General features: G+C 50.5%; 17 protein-coding genes. 4 read left to right on the top strand and 13 right to left on the bottom strand.

Annotated features, from left to right (window positions below; all coding sequences use genetic code 11):
• Positions 1-37 precede the first annotated feature (37 nt).
• The gene (locus LG219_RS12855) at positions 38-1342 is read left to right on the top strand and encodes a carbohydrate-binding protein (RefSeq protein ID WP_226764885.1); all 1305 of its coding nucleotides are present in this window, start codon (positions 38-40) and stop codon (positions 1340-1342) included.
• Positions 1343-1619: 277 nt separating this feature from the next.
• On the opposite strand, the gene LG219_RS12850 is transcribed toward LG219_RS12855, so the two are convergent.
• From LG219_RS12850 to LG219_RS12835, 4 genes are all read right to left on the bottom strand, one after another.
• Complete coding sequence (locus LG219_RS12850) at positions 1620-2453, bottom strand: hypothetical protein (protein WP_226764884.1); 834 nt, start codon at positions 2451-2453, stop codon at positions 1620-1622.
• Positions 2440-3315, bottom strand: coding sequence for an ABC transporter ATP-binding protein (locus LG219_RS12845; RefSeq protein WP_226764883.1), 876 nt, complete (start codon positions 3313-3315; stop codon positions 2440-2442). The genes LG219_RS12850 and LG219_RS12845 overlap by 14 nt, the downstream gene beginning before the upstream one ends.
• Positions 3312-3671: a GntR family transcriptional regulator gene (locus tag LG219_RS12840; RefSeq protein WP_226764882.1), complete on the bottom strand. Its 360-nt coding sequence runs from the start codon at positions 3669-3671 to the stop codon at positions 3312-3314. The genes LG219_RS12845 and LG219_RS12840 overlap by 4 nt, the downstream gene beginning before the upstream one ends.
• Before the next feature lie 280 nt (positions 3672-3951).
• Positions 3952-4746: a ferritin-like domain-containing protein gene (locus LG219_RS12835; RefSeq protein WP_373314873.1), complete on the bottom strand. Its 795-nt coding sequence runs from the start codon at positions 4744-4746 to the stop codon at positions 3952-3954.
• A gap of 120 nt (positions 4747-4866) precedes the next feature.
• Here LG219_RS12835 and LG219_RS12830 point away from each other — a divergent pair, with 120 nt between their 5' ends.
• On the top strand, positions 4867-5547 hold the full coding sequence (locus LG219_RS12830) for a type 1 glutamine amidotransferase domain-containing protein (protein ID WP_226764880.1): 681 nt from the start codon (positions 4867-4869) through the stop codon (positions 5545-5547).
• A 67-nt stretch (positions 5548-5614) separates the two neighbouring features.
• Here LG219_RS12830 and LG219_RS12825 read toward each other — a convergent pair whose 3' ends face one another.
• The 7 genes from LG219_RS12825 to napF all read right to left on the bottom strand — a co-directional run bounded on the left by LG219_RS12825 (position 5615) and on the right by napF (position 11706).
• On the bottom strand, positions 5615-6307 hold the full coding sequence (locus LG219_RS12825; RefSeq protein WP_284691692.1) for a NapC/NirT family cytochrome c: 693 nt from the start codon (positions 6305-6307) through the stop codon (positions 5615-5617).
• Positions 6308-6332: 25 nt separating this feature from the next.
• On the bottom strand, positions 6333-6773 hold the full coding sequence (locus LG219_RS12820; protein WP_226764879.1) for a nitrate reductase cytochrome c-type subunit: 441 nt from the start codon (positions 6771-6773) through the stop codon (positions 6333-6335).
• Positions 6774-6785: 12 nt separating this feature from the next.
• Positions 6786-7610: a quinol dehydrogenase ferredoxin subunit NapH gene (gene napH, locus LG219_RS12815; protein ID WP_226764878.1), complete on the bottom strand. Its 825-nt coding sequence runs from the start codon at positions 7608-7610 to the stop codon at positions 6786-6788.
• On the bottom strand, positions 7607-8356 hold the full coding sequence (gene napG / locus LG219_RS12810) for a ferredoxin-type protein NapG (RefSeq protein WP_226764877.1): 750 nt from the start codon (positions 8354-8356) through the stop codon (positions 7607-7609). The genes napH and napG overlap by 4 nt, the downstream gene beginning before the upstream one ends.
• Before the next feature lie 64 nt (positions 8357-8420).
• On the bottom strand, positions 8421-10964 hold the full coding sequence (napA, locus tag LG219_RS12805; protein WP_226764876.1) for a nitrate reductase catalytic subunit NapA: 2544 nt from the start codon (positions 10962-10964) through the stop codon (positions 8421-8423).
• A 2-nt stretch (positions 10965-10966) separates the two neighbouring features.
• Positions 10967-11230 carry a chaperone NapD gene (locus tag LG219_RS12800; protein ID WP_226764875.1) on the bottom strand — a complete coding sequence of 88 codons (264 nt, stop codon included), beginning with the start codon at positions 11228-11230 and terminating at the stop codon, positions 10967-10969.
• The gene (gene napF / locus LG219_RS12795) at positions 11227-11706 is read right to left on the bottom strand and encodes a ferredoxin-type protein NapF (protein WP_226764874.1); all 480 of its coding nucleotides are present in this window, start codon (positions 11704-11706) and stop codon (positions 11227-11229) included. Before napF ends, LG219_RS12800 begins: the two co-directional genes overlap by 4 nt.
• Before the next feature lie 323 nt (positions 11707-12029).
• Between napF and LG219_RS12790 the strand changes: the two genes are divergently transcribed.
• Positions 12030-13868, top strand: coding sequence for a HAMP domain-containing protein (locus tag LG219_RS12790; RefSeq protein WP_226764873.1), 1839 nt, complete (start codon positions 12030-12032; stop codon positions 13866-13868).
• An 11-nt stretch (positions 13869-13879) separates the two neighbouring features.
• Positions 13880-14527, top strand: coding sequence for a two-component system response regulator NarL (gene narL / locus LG219_RS12785; RefSeq protein ID WP_221021551.1), 648 nt, complete (start codon positions 13880-13882; stop codon positions 14525-14527).
• 474 nt (positions 14528-15001) lie between these two features.
• Here the strand turns inward: narL and LG219_RS12780 are convergent, their stop codons facing one another.
• Positions 15002-16630, bottom strand: coding sequence for a phosphoethanolamine transferase (locus tag LG219_RS12780; RefSeq protein ID WP_226764872.1), 1629 nt, complete (start codon positions 16628-16630; stop codon positions 15002-15004).
• On the bottom strand, positions 16623-17324 hold the full coding sequence (locus tag LG219_RS12775) for a phosphatase PAP2 family protein (RefSeq protein ID WP_226764871.1): 702 nt from the start codon (positions 17322-17324) through the stop codon (positions 16623-16625). The genes LG219_RS12780 and LG219_RS12775 overlap by 8 nt, the downstream gene beginning before the upstream one ends.
• Between the last annotated feature and the right edge of the window lie 75 nt (positions 17325-17399).

Here is a 17399-nt window from a genome sequence, read left to right as displayed (position 1 = left end):
GACGGTGACGCATAAAAATCAATAGGATGGAGACAAGATGAATGAGTTTAACAGGGCTGTCTTGGCGGCCACGATTTTGAGCGTGGCAAGTGTTGCATATGCTGCAGATCCAGTGTGGCAAGAAGGAAAAACCTACTCGCTGGGCCAGCGGGTGAGTTATCAAAACCATATTTATCAGGCCATTACCGCGCATACCGCCTATGTTGGGACGGGTTGGAATCCAGCGGTTTCTGCGACGCTTTGGCTTGACTTGGGGGTTAGCGGCAGTACTCTGCCAAGCCCAAGCCCAAGCCCAAGCCCAAGCCCAAGCCCAAGCCCAAGCCCAAGCCCCGCACCGAATGGTGTTTGCAATACGCCTTGGGAGAGCGGCAAGGTGTATACCGCTGGTGCCAATGTCAGTTATCAAGGACATAACTTCACGGCTAAATGGTGGGTTGATCGCGCACCGCAAAGCCAAGACACTTGGGGAGGTTGGCTGGATTTAGGCGCGTGTAAGCAAACCGAGCCGGTTTCCACCGTGGGCTTATTGTTTGATGACTTTAGCTATAGCAATACCACCCAATTGGCGAATAATGGCTGGCTATTACGCAGTTGGGATGGTGGTCCGGGATTGAGTAATGGCCAGTGGAGTCCGAACAATATCTCGTTCTTGAGCGACACCGCGCAGCCGGGCAATACGCTGATGCGCTTAAAAGCCAGCAGCAATATCAGCGCCGACCAAGTCGTTGGCAACCGAGCCAATGGTGGGCAAAGCTCGCAAGTTGAGCTGATGACGACCGAAGCGCGTTATCAAAATGGTACTTGGGCCGCGCGGATGTACTTTACCGATGCGTCAGTGCAAGGACCCGATGGTGATTCTGTAGTGCAAACCTTCTTTGGCATCACGCGCTACATCGAAGGCGCAGAGCCGTATAGCGAAATCGATTTTGAATACCTACCTAATGGTGGCTGGGGGATTGCAGCGCCAACCATGTGGAGCGGCACCTACGCCATTGCTGCGTACGATCCGGAAAATCACGTCGCCGTTGCCACGCAAAAAAGCTTTGCCGGCTGGCATACGCTCGTGATGAATGTGCACAACGACGAGATTCGCTTCTATGTCGACGACCGTTTAGTGCAAAGCTACCGTGGCAAAGCGCAGCCAGACCATCCGATGTATCTGTCGTTTCAATTGTGGTTTAACGGCAGCGGGCTGATTCAGAGTAATGAACTGCGTGAATACCAAGAAGACATTGATTGGGTTTACCACCGCCAAGATCAACAATTGAGCACCAGCGAAGTACAAGCGCAAGTTCAGCAATTGCGCCAGCAAGGGCTCGCCGCAGTGAAAAACATTCGTTAATCTAAGGGTATCTCTGCCTAGGCATTGATATTAATGAGCTAGGTGGAGATACCCATTTTTTTTCGGCGATATAGTGATGTTTGCTTTTACGGGCGTGCAATCGCTTTAATGACTGCGACTAAAATGCCATTCAAAATTTTGATTCATCTGCATCATTGATCCTGCTGGGTCGTGATGGAATCGCCAAACGACGCCAATCCCGAGTAATAAAACGATGAGCATAGCGACCGGAAGCAGCCATTGGCGCATATAAAATCCTTTTGGTTTTAAATCGACATTAAGCGGTTATACCGCGTTGGCGTTGCCAAACGAGGACGGCGACTAAAGCGATTATTGATACGATGGTTTGCAAAAAATGCAGGTTAAAAATATAGGCTGGCAATTGGCTCAATTGGCTGCTGATGAGGCTTGGATGGTCATTTTCAAATGGCAGCAGTAACTGACTCACCATACTCATACTGACATCAATTTGATTGCCAATTGGGGTGATGCCGATCAAATTACTCATCATGTTGTTGCAAACATAAACCGCGATCAACGCCAATAAAATTCCCCAACGGCGCACTAGGCTATTGCCGACCGCCAGCACTAAGACCAGCGGTAAAAACCAGATTAAACCCAGCGCTGCGCCCCAAATCACACGCGTAAACGCCAGTAAAACCGACTGAATATGGTCCGATTGCAAGCCACTTAACCACAGCGGTGCCGACAAAAATAGGCCGAGCGCAAAGGCGGTACTGATGCTGAGTAATGGCAGCACAATCGCATTCATCAATAAAGGGGCGGCTACGGCTTGGCCATCATTGACAGGAAGTGAGCGCCAAAATGCCAATGATTTGTCATCAATATCGCGATAAGCCAGACTGGGGATATGAATCAAAACACCTATGAGCGAAATAACCGCTATCAGGCTGGATTGGCCGACTAAGCCAAATATGGCCAAATTAAATAGCGGCTGATGATTGGCATAAAAGCCAACGGGGATACCCAGTTTAAGCACAAACAAATACAGAATGGCCCAGCCAATCAACGGAATCAAAATCGCCATTCTTAACCAAGATTGACGTTGCTGCAGCCATTCGCGCAGCATTAGGGTTTTAAACTGTTGCATGTGGTTTCTCCATGCTCGGTTGCGCTAAGGCGACAAATAAATCGGCGAGTTCAACGCGGAAGGTTTGGCCGAGTTGATCAATATTGGCGGGCGCATTACCAGCAAAAATCGCGCATTCCCCGCCCATTTGCCGAAAGCGGTGTAGCGGTGCGGCCGCTTCGATTTGCGCGGCGGTGTCTAGACCATAACGCACGCCGATAAAGCGCTCATCCAGATGGCTAATGCTGTCGTTCAGCACCAATTGCCCGTGATTCATCATCATCACATTGGAGAGTAGATTTTCGATCTCATCGACTTGATGCGTGGCAATCAGCACTGTGCGTGTGTCAGAGCACCAATCGTTAATCAACATATCGTAAAACGCTTTTCGGGCGGGAATATCTAGCCCTAGCGTGGGCTCGTCCAAAATCATCAGCTGGGCATCAATGGCGCTAATGATGGCCAAATGCAGTTGCACAATCATGCCGCGCGACAGTTGTTTGACCTTGGCGTTGAGCGGAATAATCGTTTGCGCTAGTTTTTGTTGCGCCAATTCAAGCTTAAATTTTGGATGCAGGCCACACATCAATTGGAGTAAATCGGCAACGACAATCCACGGCGGCAAAATCGCCACATCAGGGATGTAGCAAACGTGTTCTAACATCGCCTCGCGCTGAGTTTGCGGATTAAAGCCCAAGATTTCAATGTTGCCTTGGTAAGGTATCAAGCCCATCATCGCCTGCATCAGCGAGGTTTTCCCGGCGCCATTACTGCCCAATAGACCGACAATTTGCCCAGCAGGTAAAGCAAACGAGATCTGCTTGACCGCGGTTTTATTGCCGTAGCGAATGCTTAAATCACTGACTTTGACTAAGTCGTTCATGCGGACTCCTTGGCGTGCCAGTCTAAATCGCTGGCGCTAATGCCTAAACGTTGCAATTTGGCGCGCAGTAGCGGCCATTCTTGGCTCAAAAAACGCGCACGATCGGCAGCGCGCAATCGCTCGCTCGCTTGCGGTAAAACAAACATGCCCAAGCCACGGCGGCTTTCGAGCAAACCGGCTTCCACCATCGCTTGTAAGGCACGATTCACCGTGAGGGGGTTCAGGCCATATTCAGCAGCCAATAGCCGCACCGAAGGCATCGCTTGCCCTTCTTGTGGCTGTCCATCGAGCAAGGCTTGGCTTAAGTGCTCAGCCAGCTGCAAATAGATGGGCGATTGATTATTCCAGTCGGCCATATTCTGTGCTTGTGTGTTAGGTATGTAGCACACTATAGGTGTGAGTTTAGCGATTGGCAAGTGGTGTGATGGATTATTGTGGAGAGTGGGGCGGTAAAAGGTAAAAAAACAGGCAAAATTTTATAGGGTATTGCCTTGTATGCTTTTTATTTAAATGGATACAAGGCAATACGTCATCTTTAAGATCTTTAGCTTGGGTTAATGCTGTGCCGCAGGCACTTAAAAAACATCAATACGTAATTTGAACCAAGCCGATTGGTGGGCTTGGTTGGTTATTTACCTATTCTTTTAACGACTCAATTAAAGCCATTTCCTCAGCAGTAAATCCAGCCGCTTGGCGGGCAATGTGGTTGAGGGTGCCGCGAAATACGGGCGCTTCATAATCGCGCAGTAGCGCAACAAATGTGGCAATCGGGTCGAGCTGGCGCTCTTCACAACACCAGTGATACCAATAATTGCCAATGCGCACATGGCCGATTTCATCGGCCAGAATAATATCCAGAATTTCACAGGCGCGCTGATCGCCGATATTGGCGAGTTTTTGTCGAATCGGCGGCACGGCATCGAGCCCGCGCGCTTCTAAAATTCGCGGCACTAAAGCCATTCTGGCCATGACGTCGGCGTCGGTTTTGACTGCCATTTCCCATAAGCTGTTATGCGCAGGAAAATCACCGTAAGCAAAACCGAGCGTTTGTAGATGCTCGCACAGCAGATTAAAGTGATACGCTTCTTCAACGGCAATTTTGAGCCAATCGGCATAATATTGCGCGGGCATCTGGCGAAACCGATACAGTGCATCCAGCGCCAGATTGATGGCGTTAAATTCAATATGCGCAAAGGCATGCAACAGCGCCGCGCGGTTTTCGGCTTCGGCCAAATTGCGGCGTCGAGGTAAATCTTTGGGGGCGACTAATTCTGGCTGGGCCGGTCGGCCGGGGCTTTCAATTGGAATAATCGGCGTGGGGTCAAGTGGATCGCGTTGCGCGAGATGAATTTCGGCCAATTTGGCGATTTTAATCTGGGGGTTCGATTCAATTAAGGCAGCAAAGGCAGCAGCAAACACGGCGGATTCCAAAGATAAAAGCAGCGCCAGTATTACGCGCTGATGGCGGGCTGGCAAGCGTATTCGGGTCTAAGATCAACAGGGTGAAACACGACTGGCATCCGCCAGCGTGAGATGGTTTGGAGAGGCGCAATGAAAATTTTATTGGTACTGACTTCGCACGATCAACTGGGCAACACCGGCCAGAAAACCGGCTTTTGGCTTGAGGAATTTGCCGCACCGTATTATTTGCTACTCGATGCTGGCGCTGAGCTGGTGTTGGCGTCGCCACTTGGCGGGCAGCCACCGCTGGATCCTAAAAGTGATGCAGCTGATTTTCAAACCGCCGCCACGGCGCGGTTTAAACAAGATGTTGCTGCACAAGCGGCTTTGGCCAAAACGCTCAAATTAGCTGAGGTGAAAGCCAGCGATTACGACGCGGTGTTTTATCCCGGCGGCCATGGCCCAATGTGGGATTTAGCCGAAGACGCACAATCGATTGCCTTATTAGAAACCATGTATGCGGCAGGCAAACCCGTTGCCTTAGTGTGTCATGCACCCGCGGCGTTGCGGCATGTAAAAGCACCCGATGGTCAACCTTTGGTGGCGGGCAAAGCAGTGACCGGCTTTAGTGATTCTGAAGAAGCTGCCGTTGGTTTAACCAATGTGGTGCCGTTTTTATTAGAGGATGAACTGATTGCCAAAGGCGGCGTGTATTCTAAAGGCGAAGATTGGCAGCCGTATGCCGTGAGTGCCGGTCATTTGATTACTGGGCAAAATCCGGCGTCGTCGGAGCTTGTGGCACAAAAATTATTGGCGCAACTGCAAGCCTAGTCATGGTATCGACATAAAAAAACGGGGCTCAATCGAGCCCCGTTTTATATGGATGGCGGTTTAAATCTTATTCAATCCCAGCAAAATCATCATCGTCCACCGCACTGGCGGCACTGGCTTTATTGCGGGTTGGATGCATCACTTCAGCCGTTACGCCTTTTTCGCCAGCACGTACATTTTGGTGTACCGCTGGCAATTGATGGGCGATCCCTTTATGGCAGTCAATACACGTTGCGCCTTCAGCAAAGCCTTTTTGGTGAGCGGTGGCGGAACGTGAGTTTTGCTCCATATAGTCAAAATACTCATAATTATGGCAATTGCGGCAGGCTTGCGAATCATTGGCCTTCATTCGCTTCCATTCGTTTTGCGCTAAGTGTTCGCGTTTTTCTAGGAATTTTTCGCGGGTATTAATGGTACCCGTGAGCATGCCCCAGACTTCTTTGGACGCTTCAATCTTACGAATCATTTTTGGCCCCCACTCATGCGGCACATGGCAATCGGGACACGTGGCCCGCACGCCGGAACGGTTGGTGTAATGAATCGTTTCTTGATATTCCGGATACACATTGTCGGCCATCTCATGACAAGACAGGCAGAATTTTTCGGTATTGGTCATCTCTAGCGCGGTGTTAAAACCGCCCCAAAACATAATCCCAACGACAAAGGCAATCACAATGCCAACGACACCGATTTTAATCGTGCGTAGTTTTTTGAGTCGCTCGCACAGTCGTGCTTTAAGGCTGGGTTTGCTTTCGCTCATGATGCGTCTTTCCTTATTGGGCGAATTATTTCACTAAGCCATTGGCAGGTTTAAACGAGCTACCCACCAGCGGTTTAGCATCGGTTTGCGGTACATGGCATTGCTGGCAGAAATAACGGCGTGGAGAAATATTGGTCAACTCAGTGCCGTTGCGGGTTTTAAAGTGGGTAATCGAGATTTTGGTCGCGCCGGTTTCTGCGGTGCGATCCCAGCTATGGCAATCGAGGCATTTATTGTATTCAGTCGTGACTGAATAGCCTTTGGTCGAATGCGGAATCAACGGCGGTTGCTGTACAAACTGGCGTGGCAGCGGGCGACTATCGCGCTCCCAACGGTAATGCTCAGGGGCAACGTCACCACTCACGGCTTCTGTGCCGCGCAGTGATTTGAGTTCATCGGCTTGCACGCCAATCGCGCCAAGGCCAAAGGCCAGCAGCATTCCTAAAATACAGGCTAGTTTTTTCATTGTATTTCTCCCTTAAAGTGGTAAATCAGTATGTTGATTAAAGCGATGGCTAATTTTGAAAACGTTTTGATCACAAACATCGATGCAGCGCGCGCAATTGCTGCATTCTCCGGCGACAATCACCGGGCTGCCTTGGCCTTTGAGCGCAGTACGAATCACTTGCGGCTCAGGGCAGACATAAAAGCACTGCATGCAGTCATCACAAGCGTGGCGTTTGGGGGCAGTAACTCGCAGTAAGGCCACTTTGCCAAGCAAGCCATAAAACGCGCCCACCGGACACCAATGCCCACACCAGCCACGGCTCACCAAAAAAGTGTCGTAGACAAAAATGGCCAACGCCATCGTCCACGCTAAGCCCATGCCAAACAGCATGCCGCGCTGCAGCCCCGTCACCGGATTCACCCATTCCCAAGCCACTGTTTGCGTGATGAATGACAGCAGCAAGACCCCAGCCAATAGCCAATAACGGCTATTTTTGGTCACTTGCTGCCCGGCTTTTAAACCCCATCGGCGACGACACCAGTGGGCCAAATCGGTGATTAAATTGACCGGACAAACCCAGCTACAAAACACTCGGCCCCCCACAATCAAATACACGCCAAGTACCAGCGCAGCACCGATCACGGCTTGCCGCTCGGGCGTATGCCCAGCGAGCCACGTTTGCAGCAAAATCATCGGGTCGGTCAGTGGTAAAAAGTCAAAACTAAAACTCGACGCCAGCGTGCCTTTGACCCACCAAATGCCCAGCAGCGGGCCGATTAAAAACAGCGCCAAAATCAAAAGTTGGCTACTACGCCGTAACATCAGCCATCGATTGCGTTGCCAAAATGACCTCATGGCGACGCCTTTTCAGGCAGATTGGGCGGTAAGGCAATTTGTGGTCCGATTAACGATTGGCCGCCGGCATTGGCTTTTTCTTCCCAGCCTTGACGGTAATGCTCGGCTGCCTGTCCTTTGGCGACTGAGCGCGGTAACACGCTGATCGCCGCTTTGGGCAGCACACACGCTTGCTCGCACTTGCCGCAGCCGGTGCAAAAATCGGAATGCACGGTTGGAATCAACATCGCATGCCGGTCTGAGCGTGGGTTATGTATGGTTTCTAAGGTAATGGCTTGATCAATCACCGGACAAACGCGATAACACACGTCGCAGCGCAGGCCGAGAAAATTCAAACACGTTTCTTGGTCGTGCAGCACGGCCAAGCCCATTCGCGCGGCGTTAATCTCGGTGAGCTGGTGATCTAAAGCCCCAGTTGGGCAGACTTTGACGCAGGGAATATCCTCACACATTTCGCAAGGAATATTTCGTGCAGCAAAATACGGCGTTCCCCAGCCTATGCCTTGCCCTAAGCTGGCGAGTTTCAAGGTGTCGTAAGGACAATCGCGCACGCATAAACCGCAGCGCACGCAAGCACTTTGAAACTGCGTCTCAGGCAAAGCACCGGGCGGACGTAACGCTTGTACCGGCAGTGCTGTCGCTTGTTGACTGGCCAAAACCCCCAAGCCGCTAGACAGCACTAGGGCGCCACCACAGGCGGCTGCACTATTTTTTATAAACTGTCGTCGATTTGGTGTTGCTGTCATTTTTATAGGGTATTGCCTTCTAGATCATTGCAAGCAAGATCTAGAAGGCAATACCCATCCCCCATTAAGCTTTGACGACTTTAACCGCACATTTTTTGTAGTCGGTTTGTTTTGAAATTGGACACGTTGCATCCAATGTCAACTTGTTGACCAAACGGCCTTCGTCAAAAAATGGAATGAAGATCAAACCCACTGGCGGTTTATTGCGACCGCGCGTTTCGAGGCGCGCTTTGATTTCACCGCGACGTGACGCCACTTTAACCACCATGCCGCGTTGCAAACCGCGTTTTTTGGCGTCGTTTGGATTCATAAATACCATCGCTTCTGGCACTGCTTTATGCAGCTCAGGCACGCGGCGCGTCATCGTGCCGGTATGCCAATGTTCCAGCACACGACCGGTACACAGCCACATGTCAAAATTGGCATCGGGCATTTCGGGTGGCGCTTGGTAAGGCAGCGCAATGATGTTGGCCTTGCCGTCTTTATTGCCATAAAAGCGTACGCCTTCGCCTTTTTTCACATAAACGTCATAGCCTTCACGGTAGCGCCATTTGGTTTCTTTGCCGTTCACCACCGGCCAGCGCAAGCCGCGCGCTTGGTGGTAGAGATCAAACGGCGCTAAGTCATGGGCGTGGCCGCGACCAAACTGGGCGTATTCTTCAAACAAGCCTTTTTGCACGTAAAAACCAGCCAGCTTGGCTTCAAAGTTTTCAAAGCCTTTTTGCAAGTCGGCGTTTTTAAACTGATTCACCTGACCGTTGACAAACAAGATGTCGTATAAGGTTTTGCCTTTGACGCTGCTTTGTTTGGCGATCAAATCGGCCGGCCAGACGTCTTCTACTTTGAAGCGTTTCGCAAATTGCATCAGCTGCCACAAATCAGATTGTGCTTCGCCCGGTGCATTCACTTGTTGCCGCCAGAATTGCGTGCGGCGCTCGGCATTACCAAATGCGCCTTCTTTTTCTACCCACATCGCGGTTGGTAAGATCAAATCGGCCGCCAAAGTCGACGCGGTTGGATACGGATCCGACACCACGATAAAGGTGTCAGGACGACGCCAGCCCGGATAGAGTTCTTCGTTAATATTCGGGCCAGCTTGCATATTGTTATTACACATTTGCCAATACACTTTGACCTTGCCATCTTTAATCGCGCGCGCCATAGCTACGGCGTGCAAACCGATCTTGCCCGGAATCGTGCCATCGGGCAGCTTCCAGATTTTTTCGGCAGTTTTGCGATGTTCTGGGTTGGTGACCACCAAATCGGCGGGCAAGCGATGCGCAAACGTACCGACTTCACGCGCAGTACCACAGGCTGAAGGCTGGCCAGTCAGTGAGAATGGGCTATTGCCCGGCTCGGCGATTTTGCCGGTGAGCAAATGAATGTTGTAAATCATATTGTTCGCCCAAGTACCACGGGTGTGCTGGTTAAAGCCCATGGTCCAGAACGAGGTCACTTTGATTTTTGGATTGGCGTAGAGTTCAGCCAAAGCAATCAAACGGTCTTGCGGAATGCCACATAATTTACTGACTTTATCCACCGGATAATCAGCAACAAATTTAGCAAATTGCTCAAATGAGTAATCTTTCATCTCATTTGGATTGCCCTTAGGCTGACCATCGGCCCCGGCATAACCGTTTTCTTTGGCCTTGGTTTCGAGTGGATTATTTGGACGCAAGCCGTAGCCAATATCATCGACGCCAAGCTTGAAATTACAATGCGCTTTAACAAAGTTTTGATTCACTCGACCGGTCGAGATGATGTGATGGCAAATAAAATTCATCATCGCCAAATCGGTTTGTGGCGTGAAGACCATGCCATAACCGGTGTCGGCCAACTCAAACGAGCGATGCTCGTAAGTCGAAAGGACCGATACTTTGACCTTCGGATTAGATAAACGGCGGTCGGTAATGCGGCTCCATAAGATCGGATGCATTTCGGCCATATTCGAGCCCCACAATACAAACGCGTCGGCCGCTTCGATATCGTCATAACAGCCCATCGGCTCATCCATACCAAAGGTACGCATAAAGCCGGTCACTGCCGAGGCCATACAGTGGCGGGCGTTGGGGTCAATATTATTGCTGCGAAAACCGGCTTTCATGAGTTTGGAAGCGGCATAGCCTTCCCAAACAGTCCACTGGCCAGAGCCAAACATCGCAATCGATTCTGGACCGCTGGTTTTGAGCGCGTCTTTCCATTTCAATTCCATGATGTCGAACGCTTCATTCCAGCTCACTGGCGTGAATTCACCGTTTTTATCGTATTTACCGTTTTTCTTTCGCAGTAGCGGCTGAGTTAAGCGATCCGAGCCGTACATGATTTTAGAAAGGAAATAGCCTTTGATGCAGTTTAAGCCGCGATTGACTTCGGCATCAGGGTCGCCCTGAGTGGCCACCACGCGGCCATTTTGCGTGCCGACCAAGACCGCACAGCCCGTGCCACAGAAACGACAAGGGGCTTTATCCCAACGAATGGCGTCTTTGCCATCGCCCGCTGTTGCAGGTAGGGTTTTGGCGGGGGCAGCTTGTGCTAGTGGAATACCGGCACTGGCCGCAGCGGCGGCGACTGCAGATATTTTAATAAAGTCACGGCGATCTAAACTCATGCTCATTGCTCCTGTTTTAATATTTTTGGCGGCGCGTTTTCTTCGTCGCAATATTCGTAGGCCAACGTGGCTGAGGCGACGTTGGGGATGTTTTGAATTCGGGTTAGCATTTCGGTGCAGCGCACTCCGGGTACGTCTTCAACGGTGATAATCAGCTTGCCTTCATGCTCAACGTGGATTTCAACGCCGGGCACTTGGATGACAGCGGCTTTAACTGCGTCAAGTTGGCCGGGAACGGCACGGATCACGAGGCTGAAAATATTCATACAAGACACTCCCTTATTTGGATGCTTTGGCTGGGGCAAGGTGCAAAGCACGCACCGCAACCAGTGCATTGCTCGGTTTGAATGCGCGGCTGCGCTACTTTGCCGATGGCCAGTTCAAAGTGGATGGCTTTGGCATCACAACTTTCGCCGCAAATTCGGCAATCAACACCGTGTTGCGCGAGGCAGCGATCATCAATGCTGGCGCGCAAATGCCAAGGCGTGCAACGATCTAAATCGAGCGCCTTGCTGTGGCACGCTGTGGTGCAATCAGCACAAAAAGTGCATTCACCGCGTGAAAAATCAATCGTCGGAAAACCACCGCTGCCCAGTTGAATAATCTGACTGGGGCAAGCCTTGACGCAGTCGCCACAACGCGTACAGCGAGTAAAAAAGTCCTCAGCTGACCATGGCGGCGCAGGTGTGATCGACGTTTGTGGACGGCGACCTCGTAATAGATTGCGGCGTGATCCATCCACTGCAGCATCCAACCCTATTAAATTAGATAAAAATTAGGGTATTCGGCGACGCGTAAGCGGACAATCCCCTTAAGGGGGTAGGGTTTATTTTTTGCTATGAAAGTACCGCTTTGTGGGTAGTGAGGTGGGTTTGGCGGTTTGCCTAAAGTGGAGTGACGTGGTGTACTTGGGTTTTGCTGTTCTTCTCATGCTTGGGCAGCGCCGCTATCGCGCTTTAGCGCTAGTGTTTATGCCAATGGCAATCTAGATTGACGATTGTTTTTGGCGTTGAATCCGCCAATTATCGCGAGCATGGAAATTAGGAGGTATGGTTTTTGCGCATCATGAATTATTTTCGGCACGCTTCAATTTTGCGATTTATTACACAAGCCTTGCTGTTTATGGTTTTACCCGCTTTTTTAGCTTTATTTTTAAGTTGGGTTACTGTGGTGTATTCGACAGGAGAGGGCACTGCGATCAATGTCGCCGGCTCGCTGCGTAAGCAAACCTATCTGATTGTGGCCACCCATTTGGCTTCGCCATCGCATGTCTCGAGCAATATGCCGGCATTGCAGCAAGCAGTGCAAGAATTTGAGCGCAATTTATACGGCCCCGAATTACTTAAAAACTTATCGACCGACCCGAGCGACGCCGTGCGCCATGCGTATGATCAACTAGAAAATGCGTGGCGTACTGAGGTAAAAGGCATTTTAGCCGCACCGCACACCGATGATAATTTGCTCTCTAGAGCAGTGCATTTTGTGGATTTGATTGATACCTATGTGCAAGCCATCGAAGCCAAACACGAGGCACGTTTACAGTGGTTGGGGCAGATTCAATGGATTGCGATGGGCAGCATGGCGCTGGTCTTTGTGTTGACTTTGTTGTGGCTCACTCGGCGAGTGACTCGGCCTTTAGTCGCGATGGCCGCCGCGGCCAAAAAAATTAAACAAGGCGATTTAAGCGTTCAAGCCCCTGAAGACGGCGCGGGTGAGATTACGCTATTGGGCCAAGCGATGAATCATATGGTGGCTGAGCTAGCACTTGGTATCGAAGTGCTTGAAGCGCGGGTGGCGGAAAAAACCCAAGCCTTATCGCAAAATCAGCGCAGCTTAGAGCTGCTGTATAGCACCAAGCAGTTATTGTCCGACCAAGAGCCCAATCAAGCGACGTTTGATCAGGTGTTGGTGGATGTGGGGGCCTTGATCGAGCTGGAACACGCGGCGATTTGCCTTACCGAAACCGAGCAAGCCCCAAAAGCGTTCCGGTTGGCCTTAATGCTGAACACGGAAGCAGAAAGCTGTGAAAAAGATGATTGTGCCAACTGTGTTGAAGGGGTGAATGCACCAGCGCAATCGAATAATAAACCGGTGTTTCAACTCACCGATGGCTTAAACAATTACGGCATTATGCCGATTCAGCTCAAAACGCAGCAAGCCTTGCTCGATTGGCAGCAGCAGTTACTCGAAGCCGTCGCGCGGCAAATTGGTACGGCGCTGGCCAATGCCAAACGCAAACAAGATTTGCATCGCTTGGCGCTGCATGACGAGCGCAGTGTGATTGCGCGGGAATTGCATGACTCTTTGGCGCAATCGCTGTCGTATTTAAAAATTCAAGTGGTGCGTTTGCAAAATCAGTTTCCTGAAGCGCAGCGCAGTGACACTGCCAATGCCGCATTGTTTGAATTGCGTGAAGGCCTAAATGGCGCTTATCGACAATTGCGCGAGCTACTCAATACTTTTCGCTTACAAATGAACGAGCGTGGTTTAGCCGATGCGCTGGAGAAAACCGTCAGTGAATTTGTCGAACGGGCGCAGCACAGCATTATTTTGGATAACCGCTTACTCGGCGTTGAATTGGCAGCGCATGAAGAAATTCATATTTTGCAAATTGTGCGTGAAGCCTTAGTCAATATAGAGCGCCATGCCGAGGCGCAGCATGCTTGGGTGAGTTTGGCGTGGGACAATGCGCAGATTGTGGTCAAAATCGCCGATGATGGCGTGGGTTTAGCCAATCATCCGGAGCGTAAGCAGCATTATGGTTTGGGCATCATGCGCGATCGCGCGACCAATTTAAATGGTGAATTACAATTTTTACACCGTGAGCCGTGTGGCACACTGATAGAACTACGCTTTATTCCGACTACGCCGTTTGCGGCGTCTAATTCAACGCAATCGTCTTGAGAATCGAGAAAATGAACGAACAATTTAATGTCATCGTAATCGATGATCACCCGCTGTTTCGTAAAGGGGTGGTGCAGCTGTTGGCACTCGATCCACGATTTGTCGTGGTGGGCGAAGCGGCCAGCGGCGCAGAAGGGCTACTGTTGGTGCAAGAACACAATCCGGATTTAGTGATTTTAGATCTGAATATGAAAGGCATGGACGGCATTGCCACGCTGCGCGCGATGAAGGAGCTCGATATTGATTCGCGCATTGTGATGCTCACGGTATCAGATCAATCCTCCGATTTGGTCGCTGCGGTGCGCGCTGGTGCGGATGGTTATTTATTAAAAGACATGGAGCCAGAAGAAATCGTCGCGCGTTTGGCCGAAGCACTTGATGGGCAAATGGCGATTCCAGAACGCTTGGGCCGCGCGTTGGCTTTGGCTTTGCGGGAAGACGATGGCAGTGAGCGCAATGCGATGCTGGCGTCTCTCACTGATCGCGAGCGCGAAATCTTAGTGTGCTTGGCGCATGGACTATCGAATAAATTAGTTGGCCGTGAGCTCGGCATTGCCGAGGGCACGGTCAAGGTGCATGTAAAAAGCTTGCTCAGAAAACTCAGCTTTCGTTCACGCCTTGAAGCGGCTATTTGGGCGGTGGAGTTGGGTATTAAGTAGGTATATAAATGCAGAGCATGCTGTATATGCTTTTTGATTAAATACCTAATAAAAAGCGATAGTATTCAGATGGCGTGTTGATGGGTTTAAGTGCCTGCGGCACGGCTGTTTACAGTCGCAGTCAGTGGCGGAAACCCTAGCTCTTTGTTCGTCAAAGAGTTAGGGGAAAAGAAAGGCGATTTTGATCTCGCCCAGCTCCTTTGTGAGCCCTGCACCCAGCGTCGAAACGATATAGCTGTTGATGTCTCTGCTACAGAAGAGCAGCGTAGGAGCTGGCTTGCCAGCGAAGGTTCTCTGAGCTCGCATTCGCGGGCGAGCCCGCTCCTACAAATACCGCGCTTTGTATGGGTGTCTACCGCCCTCAATCTTGAAAAGCGCATAAGCAGCGGCTGCAAACCAAACGTTAACAGACCCAAGAGTCTGCTGACGTTTAAGCTGGTTATTCTCTGGGTTAACTCGCCCTAAGCCGCGCATTTATTGCGCGGTTTTGGCTTTGCACGCGGCGAACCAATCGAGCTCGGTTTGATACAGCGACGTTTTAATGTCGAGTAAGCCTAAGGTCGAGTGAAATAGATTGTCGTGCGAATACGCTTGGCCCGCTTTCTTTTGCATGCAGCCTAGGTCGATCTTGGCTTGTTGGGCAAATTCAGGCGACAGCCACAGCATCGCAGGCACATGCGTTTGCTCGCTCGGCGCCAGCATATACGGCGCGCCATGTAGGTATAGGCCGTTCTCGCCAAGAGATTCGCCGTGGTCAGACAGATACATCATGGCGGTATCTACGCGATGGCTGTTTTTGCGCAATAGATCAATCACATTCGACAACACATAGTCGGTATACAGCAGCGAATTGTCGTAGCTATTGAGAATCTGTTCTCGGCTGCAACGATTGAGCTGTTTGTCATCACACGTTGGTTGAAATTTGGCAAACGCCGGTGGATAGCGTTTGAAATAAGCCGGACCATGGCTGCCCATCATATGCAGCACAATGACTGCATCTTGTTGTTGGGCGTCGATTTTTTCTTGCAGCCCAGTGAGTAAGGCTTCATCCCAGCATTCGCCGTCTTTACACAGTTTGGGGTCGGCGGTCGCGATCATGGTTTCATTGGGAACCCGATCACACGTGCCTTTGCAGCCCGATTGATTGTCGCGCCACAGCACTTGATAACCGGCTCTTTGCACCACGTCGAGCAAACCTTGGTGGCTTTTGGCTTGGTTTTCGTTGTAATTGGCTTTGCCAAATTTAGAGAACATACACGGCAGCGAAACGGCGGTATCGGTGCCGCACGAGCTGACTTGCGGCAGATTAATCAAACCGGCTTGTTGTTTCAGCAGCGGATTGGTGTCTCGGCTATAGCCATTGAGTGAAAAATTAGCCGCTCTGGCGGTTTCACCGACAATGATAATAGTGAGTTTAGGGCGACTTTGCGGTGGATGTGTATGCTTGGCGTCAGCGCCAATTTCGGCAACAACAATCGGCTTGATATTCACGTTGTGCTTTAAATAGCTGGAACTGGCTTGAATAAAATTCATCGGGGTAATTAAATAACGCAATTCGCGGTTATTGCGAAACACCGAAGCAAATTCTTTATAAAAGCCAAAGCTCACCAGCAACAGCAGCACAATACTGCCCACAATCACACTGGTTTTAACCATGGCTTCGCGGCGCAATGGTCGGTATTGAATCGGCGTTTTCCACAGTAAATACAGTGGCAAACCACCTAAAACCAGCCAATACAAGGCCATTTTTAGGGTGAGTAAATCTAAGGTCTCGGTCAGATTGGTTTGCGCGGCATTACGCAGCATGCCAGCGTTGATCATGATGCCAAATTGCGACATGAAATACACCACCAGCGGCGTAATCACCAGCAATACGCTCAAGATGGGCTTCATCACATAGGGGAGTGCCAATAGCGTGAGTATGAGATTGAGCACCAAAATTAAAAAGCTCGCGCCAATCAACATAAACAGCCAACCGGCTGCATTATCTGGATTTTGTATCGTATATAGTTGCTGCCAAAAAACATGATTGCAGGCAAAAACAAAAAACACCGTGGCAATCAGGGTGAGTTTTTCGCTGGTTAAGGCTTTAAATTTAAACATGTGTTGATTCCATTTTGCGTGCCGGTGGCCATACGCAGTACCAAATTAATAAGACCACCCAAATGGTCCACAGCGTCCATAAATTGTGCGACAAAAAGTGCGCGCCGCGCATCATTTGCGCCCAACCCATGGCCGTGCCAAAGATTAAACCCGCAGCCAAGCCGACATAAGCCCAGCGCCGATTCAGATCGAGTAAGCCAAAATAAAACGCTAACAAAGCATAACCACCCGATGCATGACCACCGGGCATGCATTGCCCGGGTTTAGCGCCGATAGGCAGTGCGCCCCACAAAGGAATTTCAGCGGCATCGCCACCGTAAAGACTTAAATCCCACGGACAGGCATGATTGCTGAAAGATTTAAAAATCGAGATGGTCAGTGTGGCTAGCCCCATGCCGCATAAAATCCAGCCAATCCGCCGGCGCTGGGTTTGTAGTTTTGGGTATTTCCAGCTCGCGGCCCATGCGGCGAGCAAGATGAGCGCCAGCAATATCATTAGATTTTTTAACCCTTGATGCATAAATTGGGTTAGAAAAGCCTGATCTTTGAGGAAAAAACGCTGTTGCACCGAGTCAAAATACGGCGCGATGAGCGCATGATCCCATTGCGTTTGCGGGTAAATCAGGGCGAGAAATACGCCACTCACCAGGGCAATGAGCCAGTGCCATGGCAAAAATAGGAGACGCTGACGCATATTTATTTGGCTTGTCAGCCAAGCTTGGCAAAGAAAGAGGCGCTCAGTGTAGCGAGACTGTTGCTAGCGTGTCAT

Origin of the sequence: Deefgea salmonis, assembly GCF_020531905.1 — a bacterium.
Taxonomy (GTDB): Bacteria; Pseudomonadota; Gammaproteobacteria; order Burkholderiales; family Chitinibacteraceae; genus Deefgea; species Deefgea salmonis.
This window is presented reverse-complemented; position numbering and strand designations above follow the sequence as displayed.

What these genes read in the sequence shown, in the direction of transcription:
- LG219_RS12855 (WP_226764885.1), top strand. Translation starts at nt 38, where the DNA reads ATGAATGAGTTTAACAGGGCTGTCTTGGCGGCCACGATTTTGAGCGTG.
- LG219_RS12850 (WP_226764884.1), bottom strand. Translation starts at nt 2,453, where the DNA reads ATGCAACAGTTTAAAACCCTAATGCTGCGCGAATGGCTGCAGCAACGT.
- LG219_RS12845 (WP_226764883.1), bottom strand. Translation starts at nt 3,315, where the DNA reads ATGAACGACTTAGTCAAAGTCAGTGATTTAAGCATTCGCTACGGCAAT.
- LG219_RS12840 (WP_226764882.1), bottom strand. Translation starts at nt 3,671, where the DNA reads ATGGCCGACTGGAATAATCAATCGCCCATCTATTTGCAGCTGGCTGAG.
- LG219_RS12830 (WP_226764880.1), top strand. Translation starts at nt 4,867, where the DNA reads ATGAAAATTTTATTGGTACTGACTTCGCACGATCAACTGGGCAACACC.
- LG219_RS12825 (WP_284691692.1), bottom strand. Translation starts at nt 6,307, where the DNA reads ATGAGCGAAAGCAAACCCAGCCTTAAAGCACGACTGTGCGAGCGACTC.
- LG219_RS12820 (WP_226764879.1), bottom strand. Translation starts at nt 6,773, where the DNA reads ATGAAAAAACTAGCCTGTATTTTAGGAATGCTGCTGGCCTTTGGCCTT.
- napH (WP_226764878.1), bottom strand. Translation starts at nt 7,610, where the DNA reads ATGAGGTCATTTTGGCAACGCAATCGATGGCTGATGTTACGGCGTAGT.
- napG (WP_226764877.1), bottom strand. Translation starts at nt 8,356, where the DNA reads ATGACAGCAACACCAAATCGACGACAGTTTATAAAAAATAGTGCAGCC.
- napA (WP_226764876.1), bottom strand. Translation starts at nt 10,964, where the DNA reads ATGAGTTTAGATCGCCGTGACTTTATTAAAATATCTGCAGTCGCCGCC.
- LG219_RS12800 (WP_226764875.1), bottom strand. Translation starts at nt 11,230, where the DNA reads ATGAATATTTTCAGCCTCGTGATCCGTGCCGTTCCCGGCCAACTTGAC.
- LG219_RS12790 (WP_226764873.1), top strand. Translation starts at nt 12,030, where the DNA reads ATGAATTATTTTCGGCACGCTTCAATTTTGCGATTTATTACACAAGCC.
- narL (WP_221021551.1), top strand. Translation starts at nt 13,880, where the DNA reads ATGAACGAACAATTTAATGTCATCGTAATCGATGATCACCCGCTGTTT.
- LG219_RS12780 (WP_226764872.1), bottom strand. Translation starts at nt 16,630, where the DNA reads ATGTTTAAATTTAAAGCCTTAACCAGCGAAAAACTCACCCTGATTGCC.
- LG219_RS12775 (WP_226764871.1), bottom strand. Translation starts at nt 17,324, where the DNA reads ATGCGTCAGCGTCTCCTATTTTTGCCATGGCACTGGCTCATTGCCCTG.